This window comes from Pseudarthrobacter sp. RHLT1-30-1 (assembly GCF_059383415.1).
Window position 1 is genome coordinate 108,997 of the sequence record NZ_JBWZCG010000006.1, and the last position, 23,501, is coordinate 132,497.

The window sequence follows — 23,501 nt, forward strand, 5'->3', positions numbered from 1 at the left end:
TGGTGTGGACGGGTCAGTCGGCGATGGAGCGGCCGACGACGTCGCGCATAATTTCGTTGGTGCCGCCGAAGATGGTCAGCAGCCGGGCAGCCAGGTAGGCCTGGGCCACGGGGTATTCCAAAATGTAACCGTAGCCGCCGTGCAGCTGCAGGCACCGGTCGGTGACGGACTTGGCGCGTTCGGACGCCCACAGCTTCGCGCGGGCGGCGGAGGCGGCGTCGAGTTCGCCGGCGTTGAAAGCCAGAATCGCCCGGTCCACGTAGGTTTCGGTGACCTCAACCTCGGTCAGGATGTCGGCCAGTTCGAAGCGGGTGTTCTGGAAATCGATGATCCGCTCGCCGAAGGCGTTGCGGTCCTTTGTGTAGCGGACGGTCTCCTCGTAGACGGAGCGGACGACGGCGGAGCTCGCCACCGCGATCGCGAGCCGGCCCTGGGGGAGCTGCCCGGCGGCGTACTGCAGGCCCTTGCCCTCCTCGCCGACGAGGTCCGTGTGCGGCACCCGGACGTTGTCGAAGAACAGCTCCGCGGTGTCCGAGGCCTTCAGGCCCATCTTGTCCAGCTGGTTGCCGGTGCTGTAGCCCTCGCCCTTGCGGACCATAAACAGCGAGAAGGAGTCGTGGCTGCCGCGGCTGCTGCCGCCGTCGGTGCGGGCCAGGACCAGGGAGGCGTCGCCGGAGATGCCGTTGCCGATGAAGGTCTTCTGGCCGGTGATCAGCCAGTCGTCGCCGTCGCGGACGGCCTTGGTGCGGATCCCGCGGAGGTCCGACCCCGCGCCCGGCTCGGTCCAGGCGATCGAGGTGACCGTCCCGCCGGATACCATGCCGGGAAGCCAGCGGCCCTTGAGCTCGTCGGAGCCGTAGGCGAGCAGGTGGGGGAGGACCAGGTCATCGTGGAGGTGGAAGGCCAGGCCCACGGCGAGGTGGTTGCTCTTCGCGAATTCCTCGTCCAGCACGGCGCGGAAGCGGTAGTCGGTCATGCCCATGCCGCCGAATTCTTCCGGCACGGCCAGGCCCAGCAGTCCCTGCTCGCCGGCTGCTGTCCACAGGTTCCGGGACATCATGTGGTCCTGGTCCCACTTGGCGTAGTGGGGTGCAATGGCGCGGGTGTTGAACTCGGTGGCCATCTCACGGAACATCTCGTGGTCTTCTTCAAAAAGCGTGCGCTTCATCGCTGTTCCTTCCGTTCACGGTTCCATGGACAGACAACAAAGGCCGCACCGGATATCCGGTACGGCCTTCGTCTAAGGTCGGACAAGTACTGCCGTCCTTCATGAGGGTGAGCGACGGGGGTTGAACCCGCGACCTCCTGGACCACAACCAGGCGCTCTGCCAACTGAGCTACGCCCACCATGTGCCCTTGCATGCCTTCCGGCGAACCGGCGGGCTGAAAAGGCAACGACATATAGCTTACCTGCTCTTCGGGGCCGCTTTGGCCACTTTGCGGGTTTTCGCCACAAATTTCCGTAAAATGTGGCGCAGATTACTCGGCCGGGGCCGGTTCCTCCGCGGTTCCCATCACCTTTCGGGCGATCAGCTGCGCCGTGGCGCTGTCCGGCCCCGGTGCGGGGACGAAGACTGCCTCGCGGTAATAGCGCAGCTCGTCGATGGAATCCTGGATGTCGCCGAGGGCTCGGTGGCCGCCGAGCTTGGCGGGGGACTGGAAGTAGGCCCGCGCGTACCAGCGCCGGGAGAGTTCCTTGATGGTGCTCACGTCGATGACGCGGTAGTGCAGGTGCTCGACGAGTTCGGGCATGTCGCGGACCAGGAAGACGCGGTCGGTACCCACCGAGTTGCCGCCCAGCGGGGCCTTCTTGGGCTCCGGCACCCACTTCTTGATGTAGTCCAGGACGATGGTCTGGGCCTCCGCCATGGTCTTGCCATGGGGGAGTTCCTTCAGAAGTCCGGAACGGGTGTGCATGTCACGGACGAAGTCGTTCATCTGCGCCAGCGCGGCGTCATCGGGTTTGATCACGACGTCGACGCCGTCACCGAGGATATTAAGCTCCGAGTCCGTCACCAGCGCGGCGACCTCGATGAGGGCGTCGTTGATGGTGTCCAGGCCGGTCATTTCGCAGTCGATCCAGACGATGCGTTCATTAGATATAGGCACGCGCCCAGCCTACCGTTTCGTCGCCGCCGGGCGGTCCGGTGCTAGGATTTCGGGTACGCGGGCGGAGATAGTTCTTCGCCGCCGCGGCGTGCCCCGGGCCGGTTCCCAGGCCGGCTGAGGGTGGAGAAGAGCCCCACAACAGATTGGACGATCCTGCGATGACGGTGCCTGCGCCTGCGGCGGGGAAAACGGCGGCCGGCACGTCCGCGACGGCTGCCCTTGCTGAGGTGGACAATGCCCGTTCGCCGCTGCTGGCGGGATTTGTGGGCTCGCTGTTCATGGCAATCGGTTCGCTCGGTGTGGGCTGGCTCGCGCCCGCGTCCGAGCTGCGGCGTGTGCCGTTGTTCATCTGGATGCGCACCGAGGCGGTCGGCGTCGCGCTGTGCATCGTGCTGCTGGCCGTCGGCGGGATGCTGCTCGTCCGCTCCTGGCTCAGGCTCGGCCAGCGCGTCCGGGTCTGGGGTGCGGAGGCCCGCAAGGCCACCCTGCAGGCGGTCGTGCTGTGGGGACTGCCCCTGATGTTCTCCGTCCCGCTGTTCAGCCGCGACGTGTACGCCTACATCGGGCAGGGCCGCCTGATGGTGGAGGGCTTTAACCCCTACGAAAACGGCATCTCCGCGCTGTCGAACTATTTCCAGCTCGGGGCCGACAAGATGTGGACCGAGGCGCCGGTGCCGTACGGCCAGTTCTTCCTCTGGATCGAGCAGTTTGTGGTCTGGTCCACGAACGTGCACCCGGAAGCCAGCATCATGCTGTTCCGCCTCGCCGCGCTGGCCGGGATCGTGCTCTGCATCATTTACGTGCCGAAACTCGCCGAGCTGCACGGCGTAAACCCGCACCGCGCCCTGTGGCTGACCGCCGCCAACCCGCTTTTCCTCACCAACTTCATCGCCAGCGTCCACAACGACGCGCTGATGATCGGCCTGGCCCTGGCCGGGCTGTACTACTGCGCCACCCGCCGGGTCATCCTCGGCCTGGTGCTGGTGACCCTGTCCATCTCGGTCAAGCCCATCACCATCGTCTTCCTGCCGTTCATAGGCCTGCTCTGGGCCGGAAAGAACGCCAGCTGGCCGCGGAAGTTCGTGTACTGGGGGCTCACGGCTGGTATCAGCCTGGCCCTGCTGTACGCCATGAGCCTGGTCAACGGTTTCGGCTTCGGCTGGATCAACGGGCTCTCCGCGCCCGGCAGCATCTGGATCTGGTACGCCCCGGTCGGGCTCCTGGGCCTGGTGGTCGCGTCCATTTTCAACGCCTTCGGGCTGGACGGTTGGGGGCTGGCAAAGTGGGTGTACGACGCCGGGAAGCTGCTGGCCCTGGGCATCATCGGCTGGCAGATTTTCCGCGGCGACTATGACCGGCTGATCCGCCGCCTCACCCTGGCGTTCGCCGCCGTCGTTGTGCTGGCCCCGATGATCCAGTCCTGGTACGTCGTCTGGCTCATCCCGCTCTTCGCCGTCACCGGAATCCGTGACGACTGGCAGGTCAAGGCCCTGTACTTCATTGTGTCGTTCTTTATGGTCTACGCGATCTCGGACCAGCTGGAGGTCTTCCCCTACCTGCAGACCGCGGATCTCGGCCTGGCCCTCGCGCTGGCCCGCAACGCCGCCGCGATCATTGCGCTGCTCTTCGCGCTCTACCTGATTTTCCTTGACCCCAAGACCAAGCTGCTGTTCAGTAAGTCCGAGGAACCTGTCACTACCCGCCCGGTTATCTGAGCTTCCGCAGGGCCTCCCGGCGGGAGAGCGGGCTCAGTGAACCGCCGTGGCGCGCCGCGAAGTCCCGGACCCAGTGCGGATCGGTGGCGGCGTAGTCACGCAGGGCCCAGCCGATCGCCTTTCTGATGAAGAATTCCGGGTCGGCCAGATTGGGTTCGATGACCGCAGCGAGCAGGGCCGGGTCCGTCGCGGATTTGGCGCCGAGCTGGGACGTGATGGCGGCCCTCCGGATCCAGAAGTCCGGATCGGTACTCCAGCGCCGGAGGACGGGGGACATGTCCTCCCGGTGCGTCTGCAGCAGCCCGCATAGCCGGTGCGAGACGCCGTCCACCAGATCCCACCAGGCGCCGTTGCGGATGATTTCCTCGTAAAGCGGGAGCATGCTCAACTCACCGGCGGCCAGCCGCAGCCCGGTGAGGTCGATGGCGGCGTAGCGGTCCTCCCGCCACTCGGCGCCCCGCCACAGCTCCAGCACGGTGGACTGCAGGTCCTGGAGCGAACCGGGAGGCAGTTCGCCGGCGGCGGCCCTGACAATCCTGCGGACCTCCGGGACCCGGACCCCCAGCGAGGGCATCTCGGACTTCAGGTAGGCCTGCGCCCCCGCTCCGCGGACAGGATCTGCGGCAGCCCGCAGCCGGGTCCGGATCGCGGACAGCAGTTCAGCGTTGGCCATGGGGCAACTTTAGCCACGCTCTGGCTGGCCCTAGAGTTAAAGCCATGTCGATGATCAAGAGTCCTGCCGAAATTGCCCTGATGCGTGAAGCCGGCCGGGTGGTGGCCAGCACGCTTGAACGCGTCCGGGCGGCTGCCGACGTCGGAGTGTCCCTGAAGGAACTTGACGGGCTGGCCGCAGCGACGATAGCCGACGCCGGGGCGACGCCGGCCTTCCTGAACTACAAACCGCGCTGGGCATCGGTGCCGTTCCCCGGGGTCATCTGCACGTCCGTCAACGACGCCGTCGTGCACGGCATCCCCAACGACTATCGGCTCCGGGACGGTGACCTGCTGAGCGTTGACTGCGGTGCCTTCCTTGACGGCTGGTGCGGCGACGCGGCGATCAGCTTCATCGTGGGTGCGGCCGACCCGGCGGACCAGGCCCTGATCGACGCCACCGACGCTGCACTGGCCCGCGGCATCGAGGCTGCCCGGATCGGTAACAAGATGGGGGACCTCGGCTACGCGATCGGCGGGGCATCACGCCGCGCCGGCTACGGGCTGCTGGCGGACCATGGCGGCCACGGGATCGGCAAGACCATGCACGCCGAGCCGTCCGTTCCCAACGACGGCCGGCCCGGCCGCGGCATCAAGCTTACCGAGGGGCTGGTCATCGCGATCGAGCCGATGCTCATCCTGGGCGGCAAGGATGACTACTTCCATGACGACGACGAATGGACCCTCCGCTCCAGCAACGGCCGCCGGGCGGCCCACAGCGAGCACACCGTGGCCATCACCAAGGACGGTCCGGTCATCCTGACGCTGCCCTGAGCCACGCGGCCACGCGGCCACGCTGCCCCGCTGCCCCGCGGCCACGCGGCGGGAGTCTGTGGTGACTGCTGCCGGCCGCCGGGGTGCTTCCTTGACCTTGGGAACCGGATATCGCCGGTTGGCGTCAGCGTCTGCGGGAACCCTTGCCGGGCTGTCGGCTGACGCGCGCGCGATGCGCGGCGAGCCGCAGCTGAATGATGCGTGCTGCTCCGGCGATGGCGACCAGCACGCCGCCGCCGACGGCCGCGATGAACAGGGCAATGCCGAGCGGAACCGACCCCGCGAGGCCGAAGAACTTTACCTGCACATAGTCCTGGTTCTGCAGGATGAAGGCGATCAGCAGGATCAGCACCACCAGTGCGCTGGCTACTGCGGCCCAGACCATACCCGCACGCGTGACCTGGTGGGATTCCGGTGCCGGGGAAGGGGCAGGTGTTTCCGGCTCCACTGCCCGGGGAGTTTCGATACCCGGCGCTGCGGTCGGAGCCCCCGACACAAGGTCGGTGCCGGCCGCCGGCGCCCCCGTGTTGTAGCCCTCCGCGGCGGAGCCTGCCGGGGCGTCAGCGGCCGCGGGGTCCAGGGCGGGAGGAACCTCGTTAGGGCCGTTGGGATCGTAGGGATCGAATCCGCGGGGTGTCTGGGTCATGGCGGCCGTGCCTTTCGGTTGCGGCAGGGCGATCAGGATCTCCCTGGAATGTCCTGCCTGTCCACCTAATAATAAGTGGGCTGACGGCTTGCCGGGCGTATTCGGCCCGAGGGCGCGCTCCAGCCCTGGTAAAAGTATGGGGCTGTTGGCACCGGGCGGGCGAGGGTATAGCGTTCCAGCCAAGGGATGCCTGGTGGAGGAGGCGCTTCGGTGACCATCGTTGACAACGCGGTGTACGTGAACGGTCGCCGAACCGCAGACCCGGAGAGTCTGGACGAGACCTACTTCATCCTGCGGCAGCGCCAGGGCATGGCCTGGATCGGGCTGTACCGGCCGGATGGCGACGAATTGCGCTCCGTCGCCGAAGAGTTCGATCTGAACCACCTGGCCGTGGAGGACGCGCTGGCCGGGCACCAGCGGGCCAAACTGGAACACTATGGCGAGACGCTCTTTATGGTCCTACGTCCGGCCCGTTATTTGGATGACCTGGAGCAGGTCGAATTCGGCGAAATCCATGTCTTCGCCGGCGAGGATTTTGTGGTCACGGTCCGCCGGGCAGAGTCGCCGGACCTAGCCCGCGTGCGCCGGCGGATGGAAGCCGAGCCCGAGTTTCTGGCCTTGGGGCCGGATGCCGTGCTTTACGCGATCCTGGATCAGGTTGTGGATGAGTACGAGCCGGTGGCCGCCGGTTTGGAGAATGACATCGACGAAATCGAGGACGAACTTTTCGCCGCGGACCCGGGCGTGTCCCGACGGATTTACGAGCTGTCCCGGCAGGTCATCATGTTCCAGCGGGCGACGGCGCCGCTGAACGCGATCCTGCAGTCACTGATGACGGAGTCGCCTGACCACCACCCCGGCCCGGAGTTGCAGGACCATTTCCGTGACATCCTGGACCATGTGCTGCGGCTCAGTGAGCGTGTCACGGCCTTCCGCGCCCTGCTGCAAAACGCGCTAGCTGTCAATGCGGCGCTGGTGGCGCAGCGGCAGAACGACGAGATGCGCCTGCTGACAGAGTCCAGCTTCGCCCAGAACGAGCAGGTCAAGCGGATCTCCTCATGGGCGGCCATCCTGTTTGCGCCGACCCTGATCGGCACCATCTACGGAATGAATTTCCGCAGCATGCCGGAATTGGACTGGGTCTTCGGCTATCCGATGGCGCTGGGTCTGATGGTTGCCATGGGCCTGGCGCTGTATGCGACTTTTAAGCACAACAGGTGGATCTAGCAGTTGTTGCCCGACTGCCGGTGCGCCAGTGGCCGTCCGCCCATGAAGGTGATTCGTGTACAGAACCTGGCACAGCGCCCGCAAACAACATTCTCCTTATGAGTAAGGCTTTAGGTGCCTTGGTTTGCAGCATTCCCGCTGCGGGCAGTCCCCGTCAAGGCCGATGCGAGCCGCCGGGTCGGGAGATCATTTGGTCGAACGGGCCGAAGCAAAGCGGTGGGTATGCGGTGGATTCGTGAATTCAGAGGCTGAAATAGAAGCGGCTCAAACCCGCATATTCGCAGGTCAGAGCCGCTTCTTTGGTGCCCCAGGAGGGAATCGAACCCCCGACCGGCGGATTACAAGGTTGCAGGTTCACCCACTGATTCAAACGTCTTACCGCTCCGCCCGCTGCGGCGCGTCGAAGGCCTGCCGCAGTGGATCGCCGCGTGAGCGCCATGCACCTCGCCCCTGTCCCCGCCCAAGAGCCCGGCAGTGAGGCACTAACGTCCTTCCGGGAGTGGCGCGTCGCCGTTGACGCCGCCGCTGCCCTCCGCGACGCGATGAAGGGCCGGCGTATTCGATTCGTCGGCATGTTCCGCAACGCCACCCACCAGCCCACGGGCCGGATCAAGGACGTCACGTCCGCCGGCTTCAAAGTCCTGTGGGACGGGTCCACCCAAACAGAGTGGATCGACCCCGACAGCGTGGTGTTCATCTAAACGCGCCCAAAAAAAGCCGGCCTCGGATGCGTCAACATCCAGACCGGCAGGCAACCAGCTCCCGGCTACGGATCTTCTGGTTACGGCATAAGTCTAACTTCCGCTGTTCAGAATCTCCATACCTCCAGCTGTGCTGCCCCCTTTCATACCGAGGCGGTACGGCTACCCCGCCTGGCAGCAGCCACACAACACGCTAAGCCCGCGAATCCATGGGCTGCTTACTGGGTCAGAGCCAGTTCCAATGTCGCGTGTGCAGGCAGGGTGTTCACCCATGACGAGCAATCGCAGCAGGAGGAGCAATCCTCCCGGGAATCGAAGAAGTGCCAGCACCTACAGTGGGCCCAGCCGGGCCGCCAGATCTGCACACATACCGCCCGGCAGCCCAACGCTGCCGGATGCCGCCACTGCCCAGGAGTAATGCCCTGAGCCTGATGACGATACGACCGACGACCGACGTGACTGACGCGGTGTCCTAAGTTCTGATTTCTGTCTGATAGTCCGCCCCACCCAGCACCACCGTGTGCTTGTGGGACGGACCTTCAGGCAGAAGTCTCTCCTCTCCCAACTCCCTCTGCTCTCTCTGCGGTATCAACAAAACCAAAGACAGGGCCTGCACAGCGGGCCCCAAAAGCTCGAAAACATTCCAGCCTATCCACCGGCAGGAACCACCGAACCCGTGTAAAAACAGAGCGACAACGACGCCGAATCAGTGGGGGAGACAATGAACACCGAGGACACACTCGAATACTGGACAGCCTGCATGAAAGCAGCCGACCTGACACCCAAGACCATCCGCGAGCGCCTGATCTTCATCCGGCAGCTGGCGCGCGACATCGAGTCCCTGGAGACCGTCACCCGCCGGGACCTGGTGCACTGGACTGCGCTGCAGAACTGGTCCAACTCCACCCGGGTGCACCGCCGCTCGGGTCTGCACACGTTCTTCGCGTGGATGCAGGATGAGCAGCTGCGCCTGGACAACCCGGCGTACCGGCTGCCGAGGGTTGCCACCCGGAAGCGTGAACCGAATCCCTTCAGCGTCGAAGAAATCAACACCCTCCTGGCCTGCGGGATCTACCGGAAGACCAGGACCATGGTCGCCCTCCACTATTACCTCGGATTGCGTGTCTCCGAGATCGCGGCCGTCAACGGCGCTGACATCGACTGGAAAGCCCGAACCCTCACCACCATCGGCAAAGGCCGCAAAGAAGCCACCCTGCCCGTCCCGGCGACCGCGTGGCCGCTGTTCCTTGAGATGCCCCGGACCGGGTACTGGTTCCCCAACAGGACAGCCAACAAACTCCACGCCGCGGGAGAGGGCCACATCATGGGCAACTCCGTGTCCGGCCTGATCGGGGAAGCGATCAAAAGGGCCGGCCTCAAACACCGCCCCCACGATCTGCGGGCCTCCCTGGCGACCGAGATGCACGAGGCCGGCGTCAGTGACTTCATCGTCCAGCGCAGCATGCGACACTCCAACATGGACACCACCACGAAGTACCTGCTGCTCCGGCCCGAGGGCATCCGCCACGGCTTCGACATGCTGCCGGCGCTCACCATCCCCGAACACTCCGGACGCCGTAGACCACTCGCGGCCTGAGAACGCAAAAGGGGCCGGCCACCCGAAGGTGACCGGCCCCGCTCGTGCCCCAGGAGGGAATCGAACCCCCGACCGGCGGATTAGAAAGCCGCTGCTCTATCCCCTGAGCTACTGGGGCCGGGCGGAACTCAGTGTATCCCCGAGCCCCGCCCCGCCAAAATATAAGGAGTTCCTTATACCGGCATATAGAACCTTATAGCCGGGGTGGCTGGCCACCAGCTAGGCAGGCAAGAACCCGGGAAGCCTGCCTGCCCAGCGGACCCCGCGAAGGTTGACCGGGCAGCGGCGATACTCTTCGATGTCCCACTCCGAGTCGTTGACGCGGCGGACGTTGCCCGCGGGAATCCATGCCCAGTGCGCGTGCCATTCGTCGTCCTGCCAAGACACGAGAATGAAGGACGGGTTCCAGCGCTCGGCGACGGCGTAGACGTCCACTGTGCCGGCCGTGAGGGGCAGGGTGGCCATGACTTTCGGGTACAGCCCGTAGGTCCACGAGTGAGCGGCCTCGGGATCGTGGCCCGGGTCCGGGCGCAAGTACTCGTAGGAAATCCCGTCAAGCATGAACGATGCCATGGCGCCATCGTAACGGGACGACAAAAACGCCCCGCCCTCCGGGATGGAGGACGGGGCGGTTTTGTGGAGCCGTTGGCCTATCGACCGGTGATGGAGAGGACTGCCCCCAATAGCTGGACGGCCGCTCCGGCCACAACCAGCGCCGCAACCCCGCGCTGGTCCCGCATCAGTTGCGGCAGCACCTGTGACCGCTGCACACCCGGGTAAAGTTGCCCGTCGTCGACGTACTTCGGATTGTCGGGGCTGAAGCCCACGAGGAGCCATACCGCGGCCACAGCACTCACCGCGCATCCCGCCATGGCGAGCCACAATCCAACAATTTCCATGCCATCCCCCGAATCCGCATCACGCGCCCTCTGGCGCTAACGAATGCAAGCCTACGCGGCGACTTCACCTGGGGAACTTAACCGGTCTTATGTAGCACTATGCGGGGTCCCGCATATCGCGGATGAGCGTAGTGTCCTCCGTGGCGATGTGCGCGAACTCCCCGTAGCCGTACTTTGCCTTGAGGTTTTCGACGAGCTGGAAGAAGCGGAGGTCGGGTGACGCCTCCCATTCGGCCTGAACCAGGCTAAGCAGTTCAGGGATGCGCTCAGGATTGCGAGCCATTTACGGCTCCCTTCTTGTGGTTGTGAAAAGCCGGTCTTACGTGCCCCTAGAATCAGTCCATGACTATTGGGGAAAAGCTTCTGGAACTGTCCGCCGAATACCACCAGGCTAAGGCTGTCCGCGAGAACTGGGGCGAGCAGCACACTGGCATCCCCGCCGGGCGTGAGCCTGTCGTGATCGCCGCGGAGTACGAGGCTGCGTTGCGGTCCCTCTTGGCATGACCCCATCCTTTTTCAGCATGCGCGTGCGGTACCTCAGTTGGCGGATGCGACCGCGCAAGTGCCTGACGTGCAGGGGAGCCATCGAGCAAGGGCGGGGCGTTTCGCGGCACGAAGACATCCCTGAACAGTCCGTCTTTTGCGGCGTGCCGTGCCGGAATGAATGGGTCGAGACGATGACGGAGATTTAGCGGGTTGTGTTCCACTCGCCCGTACAATGGCGTTTGACTTGTAAATGTTCGACCCAATGGGGGACTTCTTGCGCGTGAAATTATCCGGGCCCAGGTGGCAGTACGTGGCTCTTGCGGTCTTGGCGGCGGTGACGGCTGGCATAGTTGCATTCGCCGTCGTTGGTACTCCTGCGCCGGTCGCCGTGACACCCCAGGTCGCTTCCTATCGGGCCAGCCCGGCGCCGGTAGTGGAGACGAAGCTTGTTGTGGCTATCGGCGATTCGTTCACGGGCGGTTCGCCGGCTGGCGGCAGCCGCGGTACGCCGCAGAACTGGGTAGCGGTAGCGGCCGCCACGCTCCGAGCCGAGGGGCACAAGATTAGTCCATTCGAGGGCGGCATCGGCGGTTCCGGCTACGTCTACCGCGGCCCGGAAAAGAAGGTCTTCGGAGACAACATCGCGGAGAACTTGAACGCAAACACTGATGTGGTGGTGTTCTTCGGCAGCATCAACGACATGTCCATTCCTATTGACCAGGTCAGGGCGGAAGCGGACCGGGTCTATACTGCGGCTCGCGCCAAGGCGCCGACCGCGAAGTTCATTGTCGTCGGCCCAGCGTGGATGAACCCGAACGTCCCGGCCACTGTCTCCACGATCCGCGACACTCTAAAGGAGCTGGCCGCGAAGCACGAGGCGGACTGGGTGGATCCTATTGGGGATGGGTGGTTCTTTGACCGGCCGGATTTGAAGGGCAAGGACAGCACGCATCCGACGGACGAAGGCCACGCCTATATGGCCGAACGCATCGTGCCTCACATCCGCAAAGCACTTACCGCATAGGCCAGGCGAAGGCCCGGCCCCGCATTGGCGGGGCCGGGCCTTTCTACGCTGTGCCCTGATACGGCCACACGCTGTCGGCGGCCTGCTGGATCTCCCCAAGGTCGAGGAAGTCGTAGTTCCAGACGGTCACGTTGTAGGCGGGGGTTGCGGCGCTGCCCAGGAGCCGGACGCCGAATATGCCGGTCGCTGACAGGCCCGGCGGAACGATCACGTCAGTCTCGAACGTGCCGTCAACGTCGCGCTTCTGTGCGTGCCAGGTGAACAGCGGCTTGAGTCCGTTGCTGTTGTCCCCGAGCCAGAGCTTTAGCCCGCCGAACGCCGCATCAGCCGCTGCGGCGGCGGTGATACCCGCAGTCTTGATGCTGAATCGGAGCCGGTAGCGGTGCCCTGCTGTGAGTGTGGCGGCGGGGCTGGTCTCTATGGCTGTGACGTTGGCGTGCCCGGCTGACCGTTCGATCTTGATGGCGTTGCCGATACCGTCAGGCGCGGCGACGGTTGTCGCCTGCCCCTCCACGCCGGGGATGCCCGCAATCCATTTGAGCGGGATGACGCTCGTGGTCCCGGTCCCGAACACGGTGCCCCCTGGCGTGAGCATGCGGGCGTTCAGCCGGGACGCTTCGAATGGGCGGACGGTGGCCGCGACGTTGTACCCGTTGAGCGGGTGGAACGGTGCGGCGCGGGTGTTCAGTGTCCCGTTGATCGCCGTCCAGATTCCCGCCGCCTGCAGCTCGCGCCCGTACTCGTTCGGGTGCGTATTGTCTGCGCCGTTCTGCACGGTGGTGATGTAGTTGCCGTTGGCCGGGTCAACGACGCGGGCGTGGAAGTCATCGAACGGAATGCCGCGCTTCCGCGCCTGGGTGCGGATAATGTCGTTCAGGATCTCATCCTCGGCGCGGGCGGCAGCGGTTGCGGCGGTGACGGGCGGGATCGTGGACGCGATCGGGGTGATACCCGCCGCGAGCAGGTCGTCCCAAATTTTGACGACGCGGGCCGCGTTCCCGTAGATGTCCTCCGGCTGGTAGCGGTTCCGACCCGCCATGACGTAGCAGTAACCGGGTTTCGCGGCGATGACCTTTGGCAGGTAGAGGCGCTGCATCTGCTCCACGGTGTAACCGCCATGGCCCCAGTTCCCGGCGTAGCGGAGACGCCCACCGGACAGGAGGCACGCCCCGCCTGCTGCGCTCAACTGGCCGGCGAACAGGGTGCGGACTCCGTAGACCTCAGTATCGACCGCCTTAGACGACGCAAGCCCAGCGGCAAGGGTCAGCGTGTAGGGCGCGGACGCCCCTGCGAATGCCGTGACCACCGCGTATTCGCTGCCTACTCGGATGATGGTGTTCGCTTCGAAGTCAGCGGACATCGTGACGCCCTGCGCTTCCGCTGCGGTGACCGTGATGGTCGTGGCCCCGGCTGATGCTGCGGCGGTGAGCTTGACCATAGCCATGCCCCACGCGCCGTTGCACGCGATTGAGTCGCCGATGGACGCCAGTGTGTTCGGGGATGCGGCACGCTCGAAGAACTGGAGAGCCTTCGCAGCGTAGGTTGTGGCCGCTTCGGTCTTGTCCAGCTTACTGGCGACGTTGGCTGATGTGTTCCAGTTGGCGGCGTCGTAGCTCGCGCCGGACGTGAAGTTGACCTTGGCAGTGACCGTATCGCCAGCGGGCGACAGTACAGCATCACCCGCGAGGTACGCCGTGGTGGCTTTCCACTTGGGAACAAAGGTGGCATTAAGTGCCCCGCGGGTGGCGGTCCCTGCCCCGTTGATCGCGGCGGCCATAGCGGCATCCGCCGGAGCCCCGACCAGGTTCGCGGCGGCCTGCGCTGCGGCGGCGGACGCTGCGGCAGCAGCTGCCACCGGGGCCACGCCGGCCGACGCCGCTGCGGCGGCGTTGGCGCCCGCCGCGGTCGCCTCCCCGACTGCCGCCAGGGCGGCTTCCTTCGCGGCGACGGCCTCGTTGCGGAGCCCGTCGTAGGAGTAGAAGAACCCGTCGTAGGTCCCGGACTTCCACTTCACCTTCGGGATGGTGGCGATGAAGGGGGAGGTGAAGCCGTAGGCGTTGGACGGCAGCGGGTTCGGCAGCGGCAGCCCGGACGGGTCCTTGAGCGTGATCAGTGTGGTGCCGGCGGTGTCGGCGGGGTCGTAGAGGGCGACAGCTCCGCCGCGGACCACGTTCTGCGGCGCGAGCGGGTCAACGACGAGCTGCATATCAAACGGGTAATCGGTCATGGTGGGGTCCTCTACTTCTTATCGGGGGCGAGCCAGGGCAGGTAGTGCCGGGTCCATTCGATGACGCCGGGGACGGCGCTGATCCGGGCGAGCGTCGCGGACGCCGCCGTGATGACCGCCGCGGCGCCGGTGAGCCAGAGGTAGATTGACGGCGGCAGGTGCTGGCCGAAGCCGTCCACGATGGCCTGGATGACCGGTGGCAGGATGACAAGGAGCCCGACAAACGCGGGGATCGCCGTCTGGATGGCGGTGCGGAGCGCGGCTCGGCCCGGGTTCGCCGCCTGCGTGCTCGGGACCGCCTCGTGCTCGCCCATCAGTTACCGCCTGCCAGCCGCTTGGCGAGCGCGTCGACGAGTGCTTCCGCGTCCGCCTGGGGCAGCTGTTCGGCGAGCGCCTTGGCGACGGCGTCGACGTCGAACTGGCCGGGTTTGATGTTCACGACGTCGGCGCGGATCTGCTTGAACCAGTCGAAGAGGTTCCGGCCGTCCACGCGGGTGTCGTATAGGACGGAGGCGGGCAGGAGCTTCACGAGTTCGCTCATGCCGGCGACTTCGGCGCGGATCTGGATCAGCTGATCGATCAGGTTCCGGTTCTCGGGGAACCGGCGGACGTTCATCGACCAGCCGTCGATAGCTTCGGTGACGATCCTGCTGAGCTCTGCTTCGGTGTAAGCCATGTCATCCTCCTCGGATGGTTGCGGGGTGTTGGTGGTGGTGCCCATCGCGGCGATGCCCCCGCCGATGGCGGCGGCGTAGGTGGTGAGGAACAGGTTCCAGTCGAAGTTCTGGCCCGGGTCGTAGCGGCGGCCGGGGTTGGTTTCCCCGTGCCCGTAGAAGCCGGGCCGGGTGCCGGCGATCGCTTCCGCCGGGGTGATGCGGCGGGCCGGGGTGGGTGTGGACAGGAGGCCGGCGGCGACGGCGTCCTTGACGAGCTCCGCGGCGGCGTAGGCCATGTTCCGGGTGATGGCCGCGGCGCGGGCCGGGGTGAGTTCCCGCCAGCGCGCCGCCTGCATGGCGCCGGAGACACTCATGGCGTGGGCGTTGTTCGTGGTGTCAGCCCACGCCGCATATCTCGGGTGCACGAGCTTGATGCGGGAGTCCGCGTCGGCGATGGCATGGTAGCTGCCCGGGTCGGCCCGGCGGGTGAGCCAACTGGCCACGTCTTCCGCGCCGGGGTCTGCGCCGTCGAAGTCGGTGTTGTTCTCCGCGGTGTGCACGCCGACGACGCCGGATACCTTCTTGCGGAGCCAGCCATACTGGCCAAACGTGGGGTTGGGGTTGTCCTGCAGGTAGTAGGTCATGGGAGCTTCCCGTCTGAGGTGCAGGTGTAGGTGGAGGACCCGGGCGGGTTCGGGCTGCACACGTAGCTTGTCCCGGCGGCGTCTTTGAAGGTGAAAGAGGACGGGGACGCGTTCGCCCCGTCGGCGCCTGCGGGCCCCGGAGCGCCCGCGGGTCCGGCAGGGCCGGGGACGGTGGAGTCGGCGCCCTGCGCCCCGGTGAGGCCCTGCGGCCCGGGGATGATGGAGTCGGCCCCGTTCACGCCGTCAAGGCCGGGGGGTCCTTCGGGTCCGGGCGGGCCCGGGACGGTGGAGTCGGCGCCGGCCTTGCCGGGGACGCCCTGCAAGCCCTGGACGCCCTGCGGGCCGGCCAGCGGCGAGGAGGGTTCCGCGGCCGCCGTCGCGAGGCTCTGGCAGAAGCTATCCTCGGCCGGGGACTTCTCCGCGTCCCCAGGCTGGCAGACCGCGTCCATCCCCTCGACCGCGAGGTTCTGCTTCTCCTGCTGCTGCTCGACACCGTACGCCTTATTGGCTTCGGCGAGGCGGCCGTTATCGTTCGCGAGCCACGCCGCGACCGCGACCGCCCCGATCAGGATGAGCGACAGGAGCGCTAGCCCGAGCATCGTCCACTTCGCCATCCTCCGGGACCGGGCGGCCTCCTCCTGTGCTGCTTGAAGCTCAAGATCAAAGTCACTCATGGGGTTCCTCCGGCCATTCGGCGGGTAGCGGGTCGATGTCGTTTGCAATGAGTTGTTCCCGCCATTTCGTGGCGGTTGCGTGCAGCCGGGCGTACCGGCGTTCGGCCTTCGCGGCCTGGGCCTTCAGGAGCTCCTCCACAGCCGTCTCCCGTTTCTCGCGCTTGCGGTCCATCCGGTCAATGAGGTACTTCGCGCCCGTGCCGAGGACCGCGAGGGCGCCGACAATCGCGGTGATGAGTGCGGCGTCCACACGTTGGTCCTCCCGTTCTTCGTTACTTGTCGACTCAGCCGATCTTGCTGATCCGGGTGCACGTCACCCGGGAGGCAGGGCGGATGGTGCAGGCGCTGTTATAGGCGGTGGTGGTGAACCAGAACGCCGGCCCGGTCGGGCAGATGAACGTGCCCGAGAAGGAGATCCCGCCATACGCGGCGCCCGGGGTGTCCTCCGTCCAGGTCAGCGACCCGATCATGTCGGCCCGGTCGGCGGCGAGGTACAAGGTGCCATACCTTCCGGCCGCACCTTCGGTCAGTAGGCGGCCGCTGATGAAGTAGACGCCCGGCACGGAACACTCAAGGCCGGACCCGCGATGGTTCGTCCACGGCCCGGCGGGGTTGGCGTCGATATCCACCCGCAGAATGGTGTCCCCGGCGTTGATGTTCGCGGTCCCGTCCGAGCGGGCCAGGGTTCCGCTGGCCGCAGGGGGGGTGGAGTCGTCAATGTGGGCCCGGACCCATTCCGGCAAGTCGTTAGTGCCGAGCCGCCGGACCCAGTCGATCCCGTTGATGAAGACCCGGGTTCCCACCGCGTCCATGTAGGACCGGGCGAGGTCGTCCTTGGCGAGCAGTCCGCCGTGGGAAGCCCAGCAGCGGAGGTCGATCCGCTGGCCGAGCAGTGTTCCGGTGATTTCCTGAAGGTAGAGCGGCTGGTCATCCATGATTCCCGGCCGCCGGTTCCAGTTCGTCCCCGCGGTACCCACCGTCGGGTAACCCTTCGCCGCACCGCCCTGAATGATCACAATGGAGGACGACCCGCCCGGGGGCTGCCAGTCACGCCGGAGCGCCACCAGGTCCCAGCGCGTACCCGCCGCCGCCGCGAACTGGACAGTCGGCAGCACCGTGGCGACATCGACTGTGCCCGGGCCCAGCGCGGTCCCGTCACTGATCGCCACAATACGGTCGCCCGCCTGCGTCGTGGCCCTGAAATCATCAGGCCCCACCACCGAGTAGCGGTGGAGGAGCTTAGCGAACTGCACCTCATCAACGGTGCCGTCATAGCCGGCAGAAATAACAGCCACGGTTCATCTCACTTTCAAGTTGGTTAGTCCCCGCCACAGGGTTTTGATGGCGCCCGCGACCTTCGCGTCCGAGGAGTTCTCGATTTTCCCGGCGACAGGCTGGACTTTGAGGCCGCCGGCGCGGGTCCAGGTGATCGTTGCCGAGCGCAGCACTTCGCTGATTTCCAGGGCACCGGCGCGGATGGTGACCCGGTCTCCGACGATGACGGTCCCGTAACGGAAGTAGGGCGTCTCGGAGAGCTCCAGTTCAAGACCGTTCCGGGGCTTGCCCTCGAACAGGACCTCGGCCAAGGACTGGTCGAGCTCCGCGGTGGTTTCGCCGTTGCGGGCGTCCGCGAACACCTCGACCTTCCGCCCGTACAGGGCCGCGAGCGCATCGTCTGAGGCGGTGCGGAACATCCTTAGCGTTCCTTCGCCCTGGCCGCCGCCGACCACATGGGTGGCTGTCGGGTTGGTCCGGTTCCACGTCCAGGACCGGAGTGTGCCGGCGGCCTCGCTGATGACCTTGGAGTAGGTGCGCGGCTCGTAGACGTCCAGGACGAGGCCCGGCCCGGACTGGTAGATCCGGACGCCGAGGCCGGCCTGCTCCACGGCGGGGAACAGCCGTTCGGCGAGCGCGTGCATCCTGATCTTCACGCCGCCGGGGATGAGGGCGCCGCGGAACAGGTTCGGGGCGATCGTCAGCGGGTGGCCGAACCGGGTTACGGCCTGCTCGGCGGCCATTGTTTTGAGGATGGTTTCCGCGTTCCCGGTGTAGGTGCGGTACTCGGCCGTGTCCTGGGCGCTGATCGCCGCGGTTGGCACTTGCCAGCCGAGGGTCTCCCAGAGCAGGCTCAGGTCATCCGTGACGGTCACGGTGACTGTGCTTTGCCCTGCCGGGCCCTGCCCCTGCACTGCGGTGACCGGCCCGGTGATCAGCGGCAGGTCAAGGCCCGGGTATTCGATGACGAGGCGGGCGCCCTCGGTGAGGATGTCCGCCGCCCGGTTGTGGTCCGAGGGGAACGTCACGTCAGCTTTGCCGACGATGTTGAAGCCGACCGTCACGGTGACTGACTCGGGGTTGCCGAGCCAGCCCTTCCGGACGAAGGCCCGGTCGTACACGGTGATCCGCAGGCTGTCGTTCATGGTCACCAGGCCTTGTAATAGCGGGGCGTGATGGCAGCCTCGACGGACCCGGTGCCGGCCATGGTCAGCGACAGCGGCATTTCATCACCGGCGGGGATCGGTGCGAAGTCCGCCGTGCCCAGCTGGTCGGTCACGTCGGTGCCGTTCAGCCAGGCGCACTGAATCGTCGGGTCGGTATCGATCACGAGGATGTCCGCCTCCGTGAGGGCAACATTCCATTGGACCGTTGCCCCGTCGACGCCCACCGTCACGGACGTCAGCGGCCCCTTGATCGTCCACACCGGCCACGCCTCGAGGTCGCCCTCGTTGGTCATCTTCGCGGTGGACAGTTGCGAGCCGCTGCTGATGTGGAACACGGGGGCCTTGGAAGCGCCGCCGTAGAAATCGGATGCATCGGACTGTGCCCAGGTTCGTCGTACCGGCTCACCCGTCCAGAACGGGTTGTCGGCAATAAGGCTCACGCCGTACAAGGCCCAACCCCTCATCATCGGGTCGTGCTGCACCACGTGTTGGCCGTCATCGACGAACCGGCAGGACAGTGACCGCTTCCCGCCGCCCGGTGTCGTGACGGACCATTGTCCGTGTTTGCCCGGCTGCAGGGACCGCCAGAACTTGCGGTCCAACTCCAGCCACCCCGCCGAGCCCGCATCCGAGTAGAGGTAGATCGGCCAGAACACGGGCCGGGGCTCGACGACATGGCCGCGGTAGGACTGGCCGTGCACTGCCGGTGACTCACCGATCCACACCTGATGGGTCGGCATCCCCAACCCCTCCACACCGGCGGCGGTCACAAACACCCCGCCCTGGGGTTTCGTCAGTTCCCACATGCTCCCGTCCCACCCGGTCCAGACCATCACGGATCTGCCCCAGGGCGAGACGGGAGCCGGGGGTGCTACCAGCGGTACTCCGTAGGCCAGTCTCACGCGAATACCACCCCGTCCATGCCTGCCATTGTTTGGTTCCTGCGCTTCTGCACTTCGATTTCCTGCGCGACCCGCTGCGGGTCCCAGCCGACGTTGCCGTTGAAGACCACATCGCCGCTGCCGCCCTGCGCACCACGGGCAGCGAGCGCCTGCAGCGCCCGGTTCTGCTCGTGGTTGTAGATCGCCTCGGGCCGCCGCGTCCGGTTCAGGACCGTTGACAAGCCCGGCGGGAGGACCCCGCCGTTGTCATGCAGATACGGCACGGTCTGGGCAGCCGCGGCTTCGGGCTGCCCGAAGCCGAGCTTCTCGCCCACCCAGTTGGCGGCCCCGTCGAAGAGCTTCTTACTTATCCCGATGGCGAGGTCAGCGATGAAGCCGGCGCCGGCGAAGAGTTCCTTGAATTTCTTCACCAGCCCGTCGATGAGCCCGGCGAGCGGGTTGAACCCGCCCCTGCCGCCGTCGTCCTCAACAGGCCCGGGCCCGGAGCCCGGAAGCCCGTAAAGGGCCCGCAGGTTCGCGGTGTCATAAGCGGTCGGCCACACAGCGCCGCCGCCGCGGAGCATCGGGTGCATGATCGAGGCGTTGCCGGTGTTGTGGTGGATGCCGAGGGCGTGCCCGACCTCGTGGATGACCGTCTCGCGCTGCAGGGCGTTGTTCCGGCCCATCTGGATCATCTGGCCTTCGTAGAAGCCGATGTTCTGGCCCTGCATCTGCCCGTAACTGACCGACACGGCGTTCGGCCCGAAGCTGTCGTGGCTGTACCGTTGCGCGCCGATGGTCACACCGGCGCGCCCGTTCCAGGCCCGGGCGGCCGTGAGCGCGTCCGCCATCGGGAACCCTCCCAGCGGGACGAGCTGAAGCTGCCGGGTCCGGGCGATGGCGTCCTGCAGCGGCCCGGTTATGAACGGCAGCGACCCCCGGCCCGGGCTGCCCGCATAGGCAGGGAGCGCCCCATACCGGTTGATGTGGTCCAGCGTCCCGGGGTGGTTCGCTTCGAACTTCCGCCGGGACTCCGACCGGATCACCTGCTCGTCGCCGTGGACGAATCCGGCGACCTTGTCCTTGCCGATGTTGCCGGTGTAGCCGCCCTTGCGGAAGCCGTCCGGCAGCGGGATGCGCCCGATCTTCGGCAGGCCGAGGAGCCCGCCGATGTTGTTCAGACCGTTGATCAGGCCGTCGTTGATGACCGACTCGATAACGAACCGCACCGGCTTTTTGGCGATGTCCATCAGACCGTCCCACGCCGACTTGATGAAGCCGACGCCGTCCTCGAAGGCTTTCGGGATGGTCTTCGTGATGAAGTCCGAGAGCGTATCGAATACGGGCTTGATGACTTGTTCCCAAACCCACTTGATCGTGTTGCCGATTGAATCAAAGGCCGGCTTGATGCCGTTCTCGTAGAGCCACTTGACAGCGTCGGGGATTACCTTGGTGAAGAGGTTGATCCAGAAGTTGAAGTAGGGGCTGACTATCGAATCCCACAGCCACTTCACGACCGCCGCGATGCTGTCGAACGCAGGTTTGATCCCACCTTCATAGAGCGAAGTAGCCGCACTCGTGACCCACGTGACGATGTTGTTCCAGGTGTCCCGCAGGAAATTTCCGATGTTCGTGAAGATCTCGGTCGTCACGCGGACGATCGTGTCCCAGTTCGCAATAATCAACGCCACGAGCGCGACGACCGCGATGATGATCCAGCCGATCGGGCCCATGGCGAGGACCCACGCTGCGGCCATCTTGGCTCCCTGGATGAGCGACTGCACGCCCATCACAACCCAGCCGCCGACGACGGTCCCAACCGAGATCATGAAGGCAACGGCGCCGATGGCTGCCTGCCGGATGATCGTGCCCGTCCACACCGCTGCCGTCTGGATCCCCGAGAGGATCGCGGCCGCGGACATAACGACCCAGCCGGCCGCGACGCGCGCTGCCTGCACGCCGTGCGCGAGGGCTCCCTTGACCGCTTCGATCGCGTAGAGACCCCACACGTAGACGGTCTGCGCGCCGGAGACGAGCGCCGCGGCGCCCATCGCCACCCAGCGGCCGATGATCAGAAAGGACTGCGCGAGGTAGACGACGCCCGTTTTGATCGCCCCGCCCTGCGCCATCACCCACGCGATGACCTGCTGCGCGCCCGAGATAAGCGCGGTCACGCCCAGCCGGACAAAAGCGGGCAGCAGCAGCACGGCGATGCCGGTCGCTACGTTGATCAGCATGTCCTTGTTATCCAGCAGCCACGTTGAGAAGTCCCCCAGGGCCGGGATCAGGTCGGTCACGAGGAAGGACCCGACGTCCTGGAGCGCGGTGAAAGCCTGGCCGCCGAGTTCGCCGCCGAAGCCCTGCACCCCGGGGACAAGGGTGTCCCTGATGAAGTTGCCGACGCGCTCGATGGACGGGCCGAAGGTCTCCGCGAGGAGCCCGCCGAAGTCCTTGATCGCCGGGAGTGCGGTGTTCTGGATGTAGTCGAACGCCTGCCGGCCCCAATACGCGAGCTGCTCCATCATTCCCGGGATACCGGAGCTGGTGATGTCGCCGTCGTTCGCTTCCCAGGCCGCGCCGAACGCGGTAACCCCGGCGGTGACTTCGCCCATGAGGGTGCCCATGGTGCCGAACACGGCCGTGGCCATCGGTTCGAGCCAGACGAGGACCTTGTTTTTGAACATCAGCCACTGTTCGGCGAAGTCCGCGGTCTCGGTGCCGACGTCGAGGATCGAGTCGCCGGTCTGCCCGGCGACCTTTCCGAGGTCGGACATGTTCAGTGCACCGGACTCCAGCGCCCCTATGAACTGGGTAGCTCCCTTGGTGCCGAAGACCTTCGAGGCCAGGTTCAGCGCGCCGGCGGTGTCGCCGGCTTTGATGAACCCTTCGATCTCGGTAACAGTCCGCTTGAAGGCCTGCTGCGGGTTCTCGCCGTCCTTGGCCAGCGTCACGAGGCCCTTGGACATGGAGGCCATGATCGCGCCGGAGTTCAGGCCCGCCTTATCGAAGGAGCCGACCAGCGCGGTGGTCTCCTCAAAGGAGAACCCGAGGGTCTTCATCGCGGGCGCGTTGCGGGAGGCGGCGGCGGCGAGTTCGTTCATGCCCACGCCGGTCGCCTGGCTCACCTGGAAGAGGTGATCCATCGCGCCGACGACGTTCTCACCTTCGATGCCGAAGGCGTTGAACGCTGCGGACGTCGCGGCGACGTCGACTTCTTCGCCGAGGACCCGGCCGGCCTCGAGGTACTGGCTGGCCACCTTCTCCAGGGTCTCGCCGGAGAGGCCCATGCGGGTGTTGACGTCCGCGACGGTTTTGCCGATCGCGTCGAACTCTGCGGGGACGGTCGAGCCGACCCTTTTGGCGACGTCGACGAGGCCGGTGAGGGCTTCGCCCGTCGCCCCGGTCCCGGCGCGGATCGTGTCGGAGACCTCGTCGAACACTTCGCCGACCTTGTAGAGGGCAGCGCCGGCGGCCAGGGCCCCGGCGCCGATCGCGGCCGTACCAACCACGAGGGCCTTGCCGAAGCGTTCCCCGACCGATTTCCCGGCCTTGTCAGCATCGGACCCGGCGCCCTTGATAAGCGCCGGGCCGAAGCCCTTCATCGAGGGGAGTACCGGGAGCCATACGGCGTCCGTTGCCTGTGCCAAAATGGGCCTCCCGCTATCTCTGTTTTGTTATGTGGTCGGAGCCCTTTGCTGGGCGGCTTCGACTTCTGCGATCAGTGAACCGAGGCGCTGCTCGGTGCGGCGCTTCTCAGCGCGTGAATATGCGGTCTCCGGCCGCTTGGCCGGGCGCATCCGTGGCGCTTTGCCACCGGCGACCTGAATGGACACGGCGATCAGATCGCTTATCCGGTCAACCAAGACGTCCAGGCGCGCGACTTCCGGGGTGTACTCCGAGACCCTCGGGCCGGTGTCGGCCGTGGCGGGCTGCTCCGAGTACATCTCCGCTAGCTCGTCGTCGTTTGCCATCGCCTCCGTGGTCAGGGACGTCGACGGAAGCTGCTTGATGAGATTCAGCAGCTTCCGCCATGAGTACCGGCCGCGGAAGAAATCGAGCAGGTCCAGCCCGTTGTATACCCGGGCGAGG

At 66.0% G+C, this 23,501-nt stretch carries 24 protein-coding genes and 2 tRNA genes; 7 read left to right on the plus strand and 19 right to left on the minus strand.

Annotated features, from left to right (window positions below):
- Positions 1 to 13: 13 nt before the first annotated feature.
- The 3 genes from AC50YM_RS06830 to orn form a co-directional block, all read right to left on the minus strand.
- Positions 14 to 1,168 carry an acyl-CoA dehydrogenase family protein gene (locus tag AC50YM_RS06830; protein ID WP_494956214.1) on the minus strand — a complete coding sequence of 385 codons (1,155 nt, stop codon included), beginning with the start codon at positions 1,166 to 1,168 and terminating at the stop codon, positions 14 to 16.
- A 106-nt stretch (positions 1,169 to 1,274) separates the two neighbouring features.
- Positions 1,275 to 1,347: transfer RNA gene (locus AC50YM_RS06835), tRNA-His, on the minus strand.
- A gap of 132 nt (positions 1,348 to 1,479) precedes the next feature.
- On the minus strand, positions 1,480 to 2,109 hold the full coding sequence (gene orn / locus AC50YM_RS06840; RefSeq protein WP_494956215.1) for an oligoribonuclease: 630 nt from the start codon (positions 2,107 to 2,109) through the stop codon (positions 1,480 to 1,482).
- Positions 2,110 to 2,267: 158 nt separating this feature from the next.
- On the opposite strand from orn, the gene mptB reads away from it, so the two are divergent.
- Positions 2,268 to 3,824 (plus strand): polyprenol phosphomannose-dependent alpha 1,6 mannosyltransferase MptB, encoded by a 1,557-nt coding sequence (gene mptB / locus AC50YM_RS06845; protein ID WP_494956216.1) that lies wholly within the window; start codon positions 2,268 to 2,270, stop codon positions 3,822 to 3,824.
- Here the strand turns inward: mptB and AC50YM_RS06850 are convergent.
- Complete coding sequence (locus AC50YM_RS06850; RefSeq protein WP_494956217.1) at positions 3,817 to 4,497, minus strand: DNA alkylation repair protein; 681 nt, start codon at positions 4,495 to 4,497, stop codon at positions 3,817 to 3,819. The genes mptB and AC50YM_RS06850 overlap by 8 nt on opposite strands.
- Before the next feature lie 44 nt (positions 4,498 to 4,541).
- On the opposite strand from AC50YM_RS06850, the gene map reads away from it, so the two are divergent.
- Positions 4,542 to 5,309: a type I methionyl aminopeptidase gene (gene map / locus AC50YM_RS06855; protein WP_494956218.1), complete on the plus strand. Its 768-nt coding sequence runs from the start codon at positions 4,542 to 4,544 to the stop codon at positions 5,307 to 5,309.
- Between the two features lie 124 nt (positions 5,310 to 5,433).
- On the opposite strand, the gene AC50YM_RS06860 is transcribed toward map, so the two are convergent.
- Positions 5,434 to 5,955 carry a LapA family protein gene (locus AC50YM_RS06860; RefSeq protein WP_494956219.1) on the minus strand — a complete coding sequence of 174 codons (522 nt, stop codon included), beginning with the start codon at positions 5,953 to 5,955 and terminating at the stop codon, positions 5,434 to 5,436.
- Between the two features lie 210 nt (positions 5,956 to 6,165).
- On the opposite strand from AC50YM_RS06860, the gene AC50YM_RS06865 reads away from it, so the two are divergent.
- The 3 genes from AC50YM_RS06865 (at position 6,166) to AC50YM_RS06875 (ending at position 9,480) form a co-directional block, all read left to right on the plus strand.
- The gene (locus AC50YM_RS06865) at positions 6,166 to 7,182 is read left to right on the plus strand and encodes a magnesium and cobalt transport protein CorA (RefSeq protein WP_494956220.1); all 1,017 of its coding nucleotides are present in this window, start codon (positions 6,166 to 6,168) and stop codon (positions 7,180 to 7,182) included.
- A 428-nt stretch (positions 7,183 to 7,610) separates the two neighbouring features.
- Positions 7,611 to 7,883 (plus strand): hypothetical protein, encoded by a 273-nt coding sequence (locus AC50YM_RS06870; protein WP_494956221.1) that lies wholly within the window; start codon positions 7,611 to 7,613, stop codon positions 7,881 to 7,883.
- A 721-nt stretch (positions 7,884 to 8,604) separates the two neighbouring features.
- Entirely contained in the window at positions 8,605 to 9,480 is an 876-nt protein-coding gene (locus tag AC50YM_RS06875) for a tyrosine-type recombinase/integrase (protein ID WP_494956222.1), read from the plus strand.
- A 45-nt stretch (positions 9,481 to 9,525) separates the two neighbouring features.
- Here the strand turns inward: AC50YM_RS06875 and AC50YM_RS06880 are convergent.
- From AC50YM_RS06880 to AC50YM_RS06895, 4 genes are all read right to left on the minus strand, one after another.
- Positions 9,526 to 9,598, minus strand: a tRNA-Arg gene (locus tag AC50YM_RS06880).
- A gap of 101 nt (positions 9,599 to 9,699) precedes the next feature.
- Positions 9,700 to 10,053 carry a hypothetical protein gene (locus AC50YM_RS06885; RefSeq protein WP_494956223.1) on the minus strand — a complete coding sequence of 118 codons (354 nt, stop codon included), beginning with the start codon at positions 10,051 to 10,053 and terminating at the stop codon, positions 9,700 to 9,702.
- A gap of 77 nt (positions 10,054 to 10,130) precedes the next feature.
- Positions 10,131 to 10,379, minus strand: a complete 249-nt coding sequence (locus AC50YM_RS06890) for a hypothetical protein (protein WP_494956224.1) — start codon at positions 10,377 to 10,379, stop codon at positions 10,131 to 10,133.
- A 97-nt stretch (positions 10,380 to 10,476) separates the two neighbouring features.
- The gene (locus tag AC50YM_RS06895; protein ID WP_494956225.1) at positions 10,477 to 10,662 is read right to left on the minus strand and encodes a hypothetical protein; all 186 of its coding nucleotides are present in this window, start codon (positions 10,660 to 10,662) and stop codon (positions 10,477 to 10,479) included.
- A 59-nt stretch (positions 10,663 to 10,721) separates the two neighbouring features.
- Between AC50YM_RS06895 and AC50YM_RS06900 the strand changes: the two genes are divergently transcribed.
- Positions 10,722 to 10,883 carry a hypothetical protein gene (locus tag AC50YM_RS06900; protein ID WP_494956226.1) on the plus strand — a complete coding sequence of 54 codons (162 nt, stop codon included), beginning with the start codon at positions 10,722 to 10,724 and terminating at the stop codon, positions 10,881 to 10,883.
- A 433-nt stretch (positions 10,884 to 11,316) separates the two neighbouring features.
- A complete protein-coding gene (locus AC50YM_RS06905; protein ID WP_494956227.1) occupies positions 11,317 to 11,889 on the plus strand; it encodes an SGNH/GDSL hydrolase family protein in 573 nt (190 codons plus the stop codon).
- A gap of 43 nt (positions 11,890 to 11,932) precedes the next feature.
- Here AC50YM_RS06905 and AC50YM_RS06910 read toward each other — a convergent pair whose 3' ends face one another.
- From AC50YM_RS06910 to AC50YM_RS06955, 10 genes are all read right to left on the minus strand, one after another.
- On the minus strand, positions 11,933 to 14,116 hold the full coding sequence (locus tag AC50YM_RS06910; protein WP_494956228.1) for an SGNH/GDSL hydrolase family protein: 2,184 nt from the start codon (positions 14,114 to 14,116) through the stop codon (positions 11,933 to 11,935).
- 11 nt (positions 14,117 to 14,127) lie between these two features.
- Positions 14,128 to 14,430, minus strand: coding sequence for a hypothetical protein (locus AC50YM_RS06915; protein ID WP_494956229.1), 303 nt, complete (start codon positions 14,428 to 14,430; stop codon positions 14,128 to 14,130).
- A complete protein-coding gene (locus AC50YM_RS06920) occupies positions 14,430 to 15,416 on the minus strand; it encodes a peptidoglycan recognition protein family protein (RefSeq protein ID WP_494956230.1) in 987 nt (328 codons plus the stop codon). The genes AC50YM_RS06915 and AC50YM_RS06920 overlap by 1 nt, the downstream gene beginning before the upstream one ends.
- Positions 15,413 to 16,090: a hypothetical protein gene (locus AC50YM_RS06925; protein WP_494956231.1), complete on the minus strand. Its 678-nt coding sequence runs from the start codon at positions 16,088 to 16,090 to the stop codon at positions 15,413 to 15,415. Before AC50YM_RS06925 ends, AC50YM_RS06920 begins: the two co-directional genes overlap by 4 nt.
- Positions 16,083 to 16,340, minus strand: a complete 258-nt coding sequence (locus tag AC50YM_RS06930; RefSeq protein ID WP_494956232.1) for a hypothetical protein — start codon at positions 16,338 to 16,340, stop codon at positions 16,083 to 16,085. The genes AC50YM_RS06925 and AC50YM_RS06930 overlap by 8 nt, the downstream gene beginning before the upstream one ends.
- Before the next feature lie 34 nt (positions 16,341 to 16,374).
- Positions 16,375 to 17,385, minus strand: coding sequence for a hypothetical protein (locus tag AC50YM_RS06935; protein WP_494956233.1), 1,011 nt, complete (start codon positions 17,383 to 17,385; stop codon positions 16,375 to 16,377).
- 3 nt (positions 17,386 to 17,388) lie between these two features.
- Positions 17,389 to 18,510 carry a Gp37-like protein gene (locus AC50YM_RS06940; RefSeq protein ID WP_494956271.1) on the minus strand — a complete coding sequence of 374 codons (1,122 nt, stop codon included), beginning with the start codon at positions 18,508 to 18,510 and terminating at the stop codon, positions 17,389 to 17,391.
- Positions 18,511 to 18,512: 2 nt separating this feature from the next.
- Positions 18,513 to 19,337 carry a hypothetical protein gene (locus AC50YM_RS06945; protein ID WP_494956234.1) on the minus strand — a complete coding sequence of 275 codons (825 nt, stop codon included), beginning with the start codon at positions 19,335 to 19,337 and terminating at the stop codon, positions 18,513 to 18,515.
- A gap of 92 nt (positions 19,338 to 19,429) precedes the next feature.
- Positions 19,430 to 23,059, minus strand: a complete 3,630-nt coding sequence (locus AC50YM_RS06950) for a phage tail tape measure protein (protein ID WP_494956235.1) — start codon at positions 23,057 to 23,059, stop codon at positions 19,430 to 19,432.
- Between the two features lie 27 nt (positions 23,060 to 23,086).
- Positions 23,087 to 23,383, minus strand: a complete 297-nt coding sequence (locus AC50YM_RS06955; protein ID WP_494956236.1) for a hypothetical protein — start codon at positions 23,381 to 23,383, stop codon at positions 23,087 to 23,089.
- Between the last annotated feature and the right edge of the window lie 118 nt (positions 23,384 to 23,501).

Bases quoted from the DNA above. Each gene is read 5' to 3' on its own strand.
- AC50YM_RS06885 (WP_494956223.1), bottom strand. From the start codon at position 10,053: ATGGCATCGTTCATGCTTGACGGGATTTCCTACGAGTACTTGCGCCCG.
- AC50YM_RS06895 (WP_494956225.1), bottom strand. From the start codon at position 10,662: ATGGCTCGCAATCCTGAGCGCATCCCTGAACTGCTTAGCCTGGTTCAG.
- map (WP_494956218.1), top strand. From the start codon at position 4,542: ATGTCGATGATCAAGAGTCCTGCCGAAATTGCCCTGATGCGTGAAGCC.
- AC50YM_RS06925 (WP_494956231.1), bottom strand. From the start codon at position 16,090: ATGAGTGACTTTGATCTTGAGCTTCAAGCAGCACAGGAGGAGGCCGCC.
- AC50YM_RS06860 (WP_494956219.1), bottom strand. From the start codon at position 5,955: ATGACCCAGACACCCCGCGGATTCGATCCCTACGATCCCAACGGCCCT.
- AC50YM_RS06920 (WP_494956230.1), bottom strand. From the start codon at position 15,416: ATGACCTACTACCTGCAGGACAACCCCAACCCCACGTTTGGCCAGTAT.
- AC50YM_RS06945 (WP_494956234.1), bottom strand. From the start codon at position 19,337: ATGTGGGAACTGACGAAACCCCAGGGCGGGGTGTTTGTGACCGCCGCC.
- mptB (WP_494956216.1), top strand. From the start codon at position 2,268: ATGACGGTGCCTGCGCCTGCGGCGGGGAAAACGGCGGCCGGCACGTCC.
- AC50YM_RS06915 (WP_494956229.1), bottom strand. From the start codon at position 14,430: ATGGGCGAGCACGAGGCGGTCCCGAGCACGCAGGCGGCGAACCCGGGC.
- AC50YM_RS06940 (WP_494956271.1), bottom strand. From the start codon at position 18,510: ATGAACGACAGCCTGCGGATCACCGTGTACGACCGGGCCTTCGTCCGG.
- AC50YM_RS06875 (WP_494956222.1), top strand. From the start codon at position 8,605: ATGAACACCGAGGACACACTCGAATACTGGACAGCCTGCATGAAAGCA.
- AC50YM_RS06830 (WP_494956214.1), bottom strand. From the start codon at position 1,168: ATGAAGCGCACGCTTTTTGAAGAAGACCACGAGATGTTCCGTGAGATG.
- AC50YM_RS06900 (WP_494956226.1), top strand. From the start codon at position 10,722: ATGACTATTGGGGAAAAGCTTCTGGAACTGTCCGCCGAATACCACCAG.
- AC50YM_RS06955 (WP_494956236.1), bottom strand. From the start codon at position 23,383: ATGGCAAACGACGACGAGCTAGCGGAGATGTACTCGGAGCAGCCCGCC.
- AC50YM_RS06850 (WP_494956217.1), bottom strand. From the start codon at position 4,497: ATGGCCAACGCTGAACTGCTGTCCGCGATCCGGACCCGGCTGCGGGCT.
- AC50YM_RS06890 (WP_494956224.1), bottom strand. From the start codon at position 10,379: ATGGAAATTGTTGGATTGTGGCTCGCCATGGCGGGATGCGCGGTGAGT.
- AC50YM_RS06910 (WP_494956228.1), bottom strand. From the start codon at position 14,116: ATGACCGATTACCCGTTTGATATGCAGCTCGTCGTTGACCCGCTCGCG.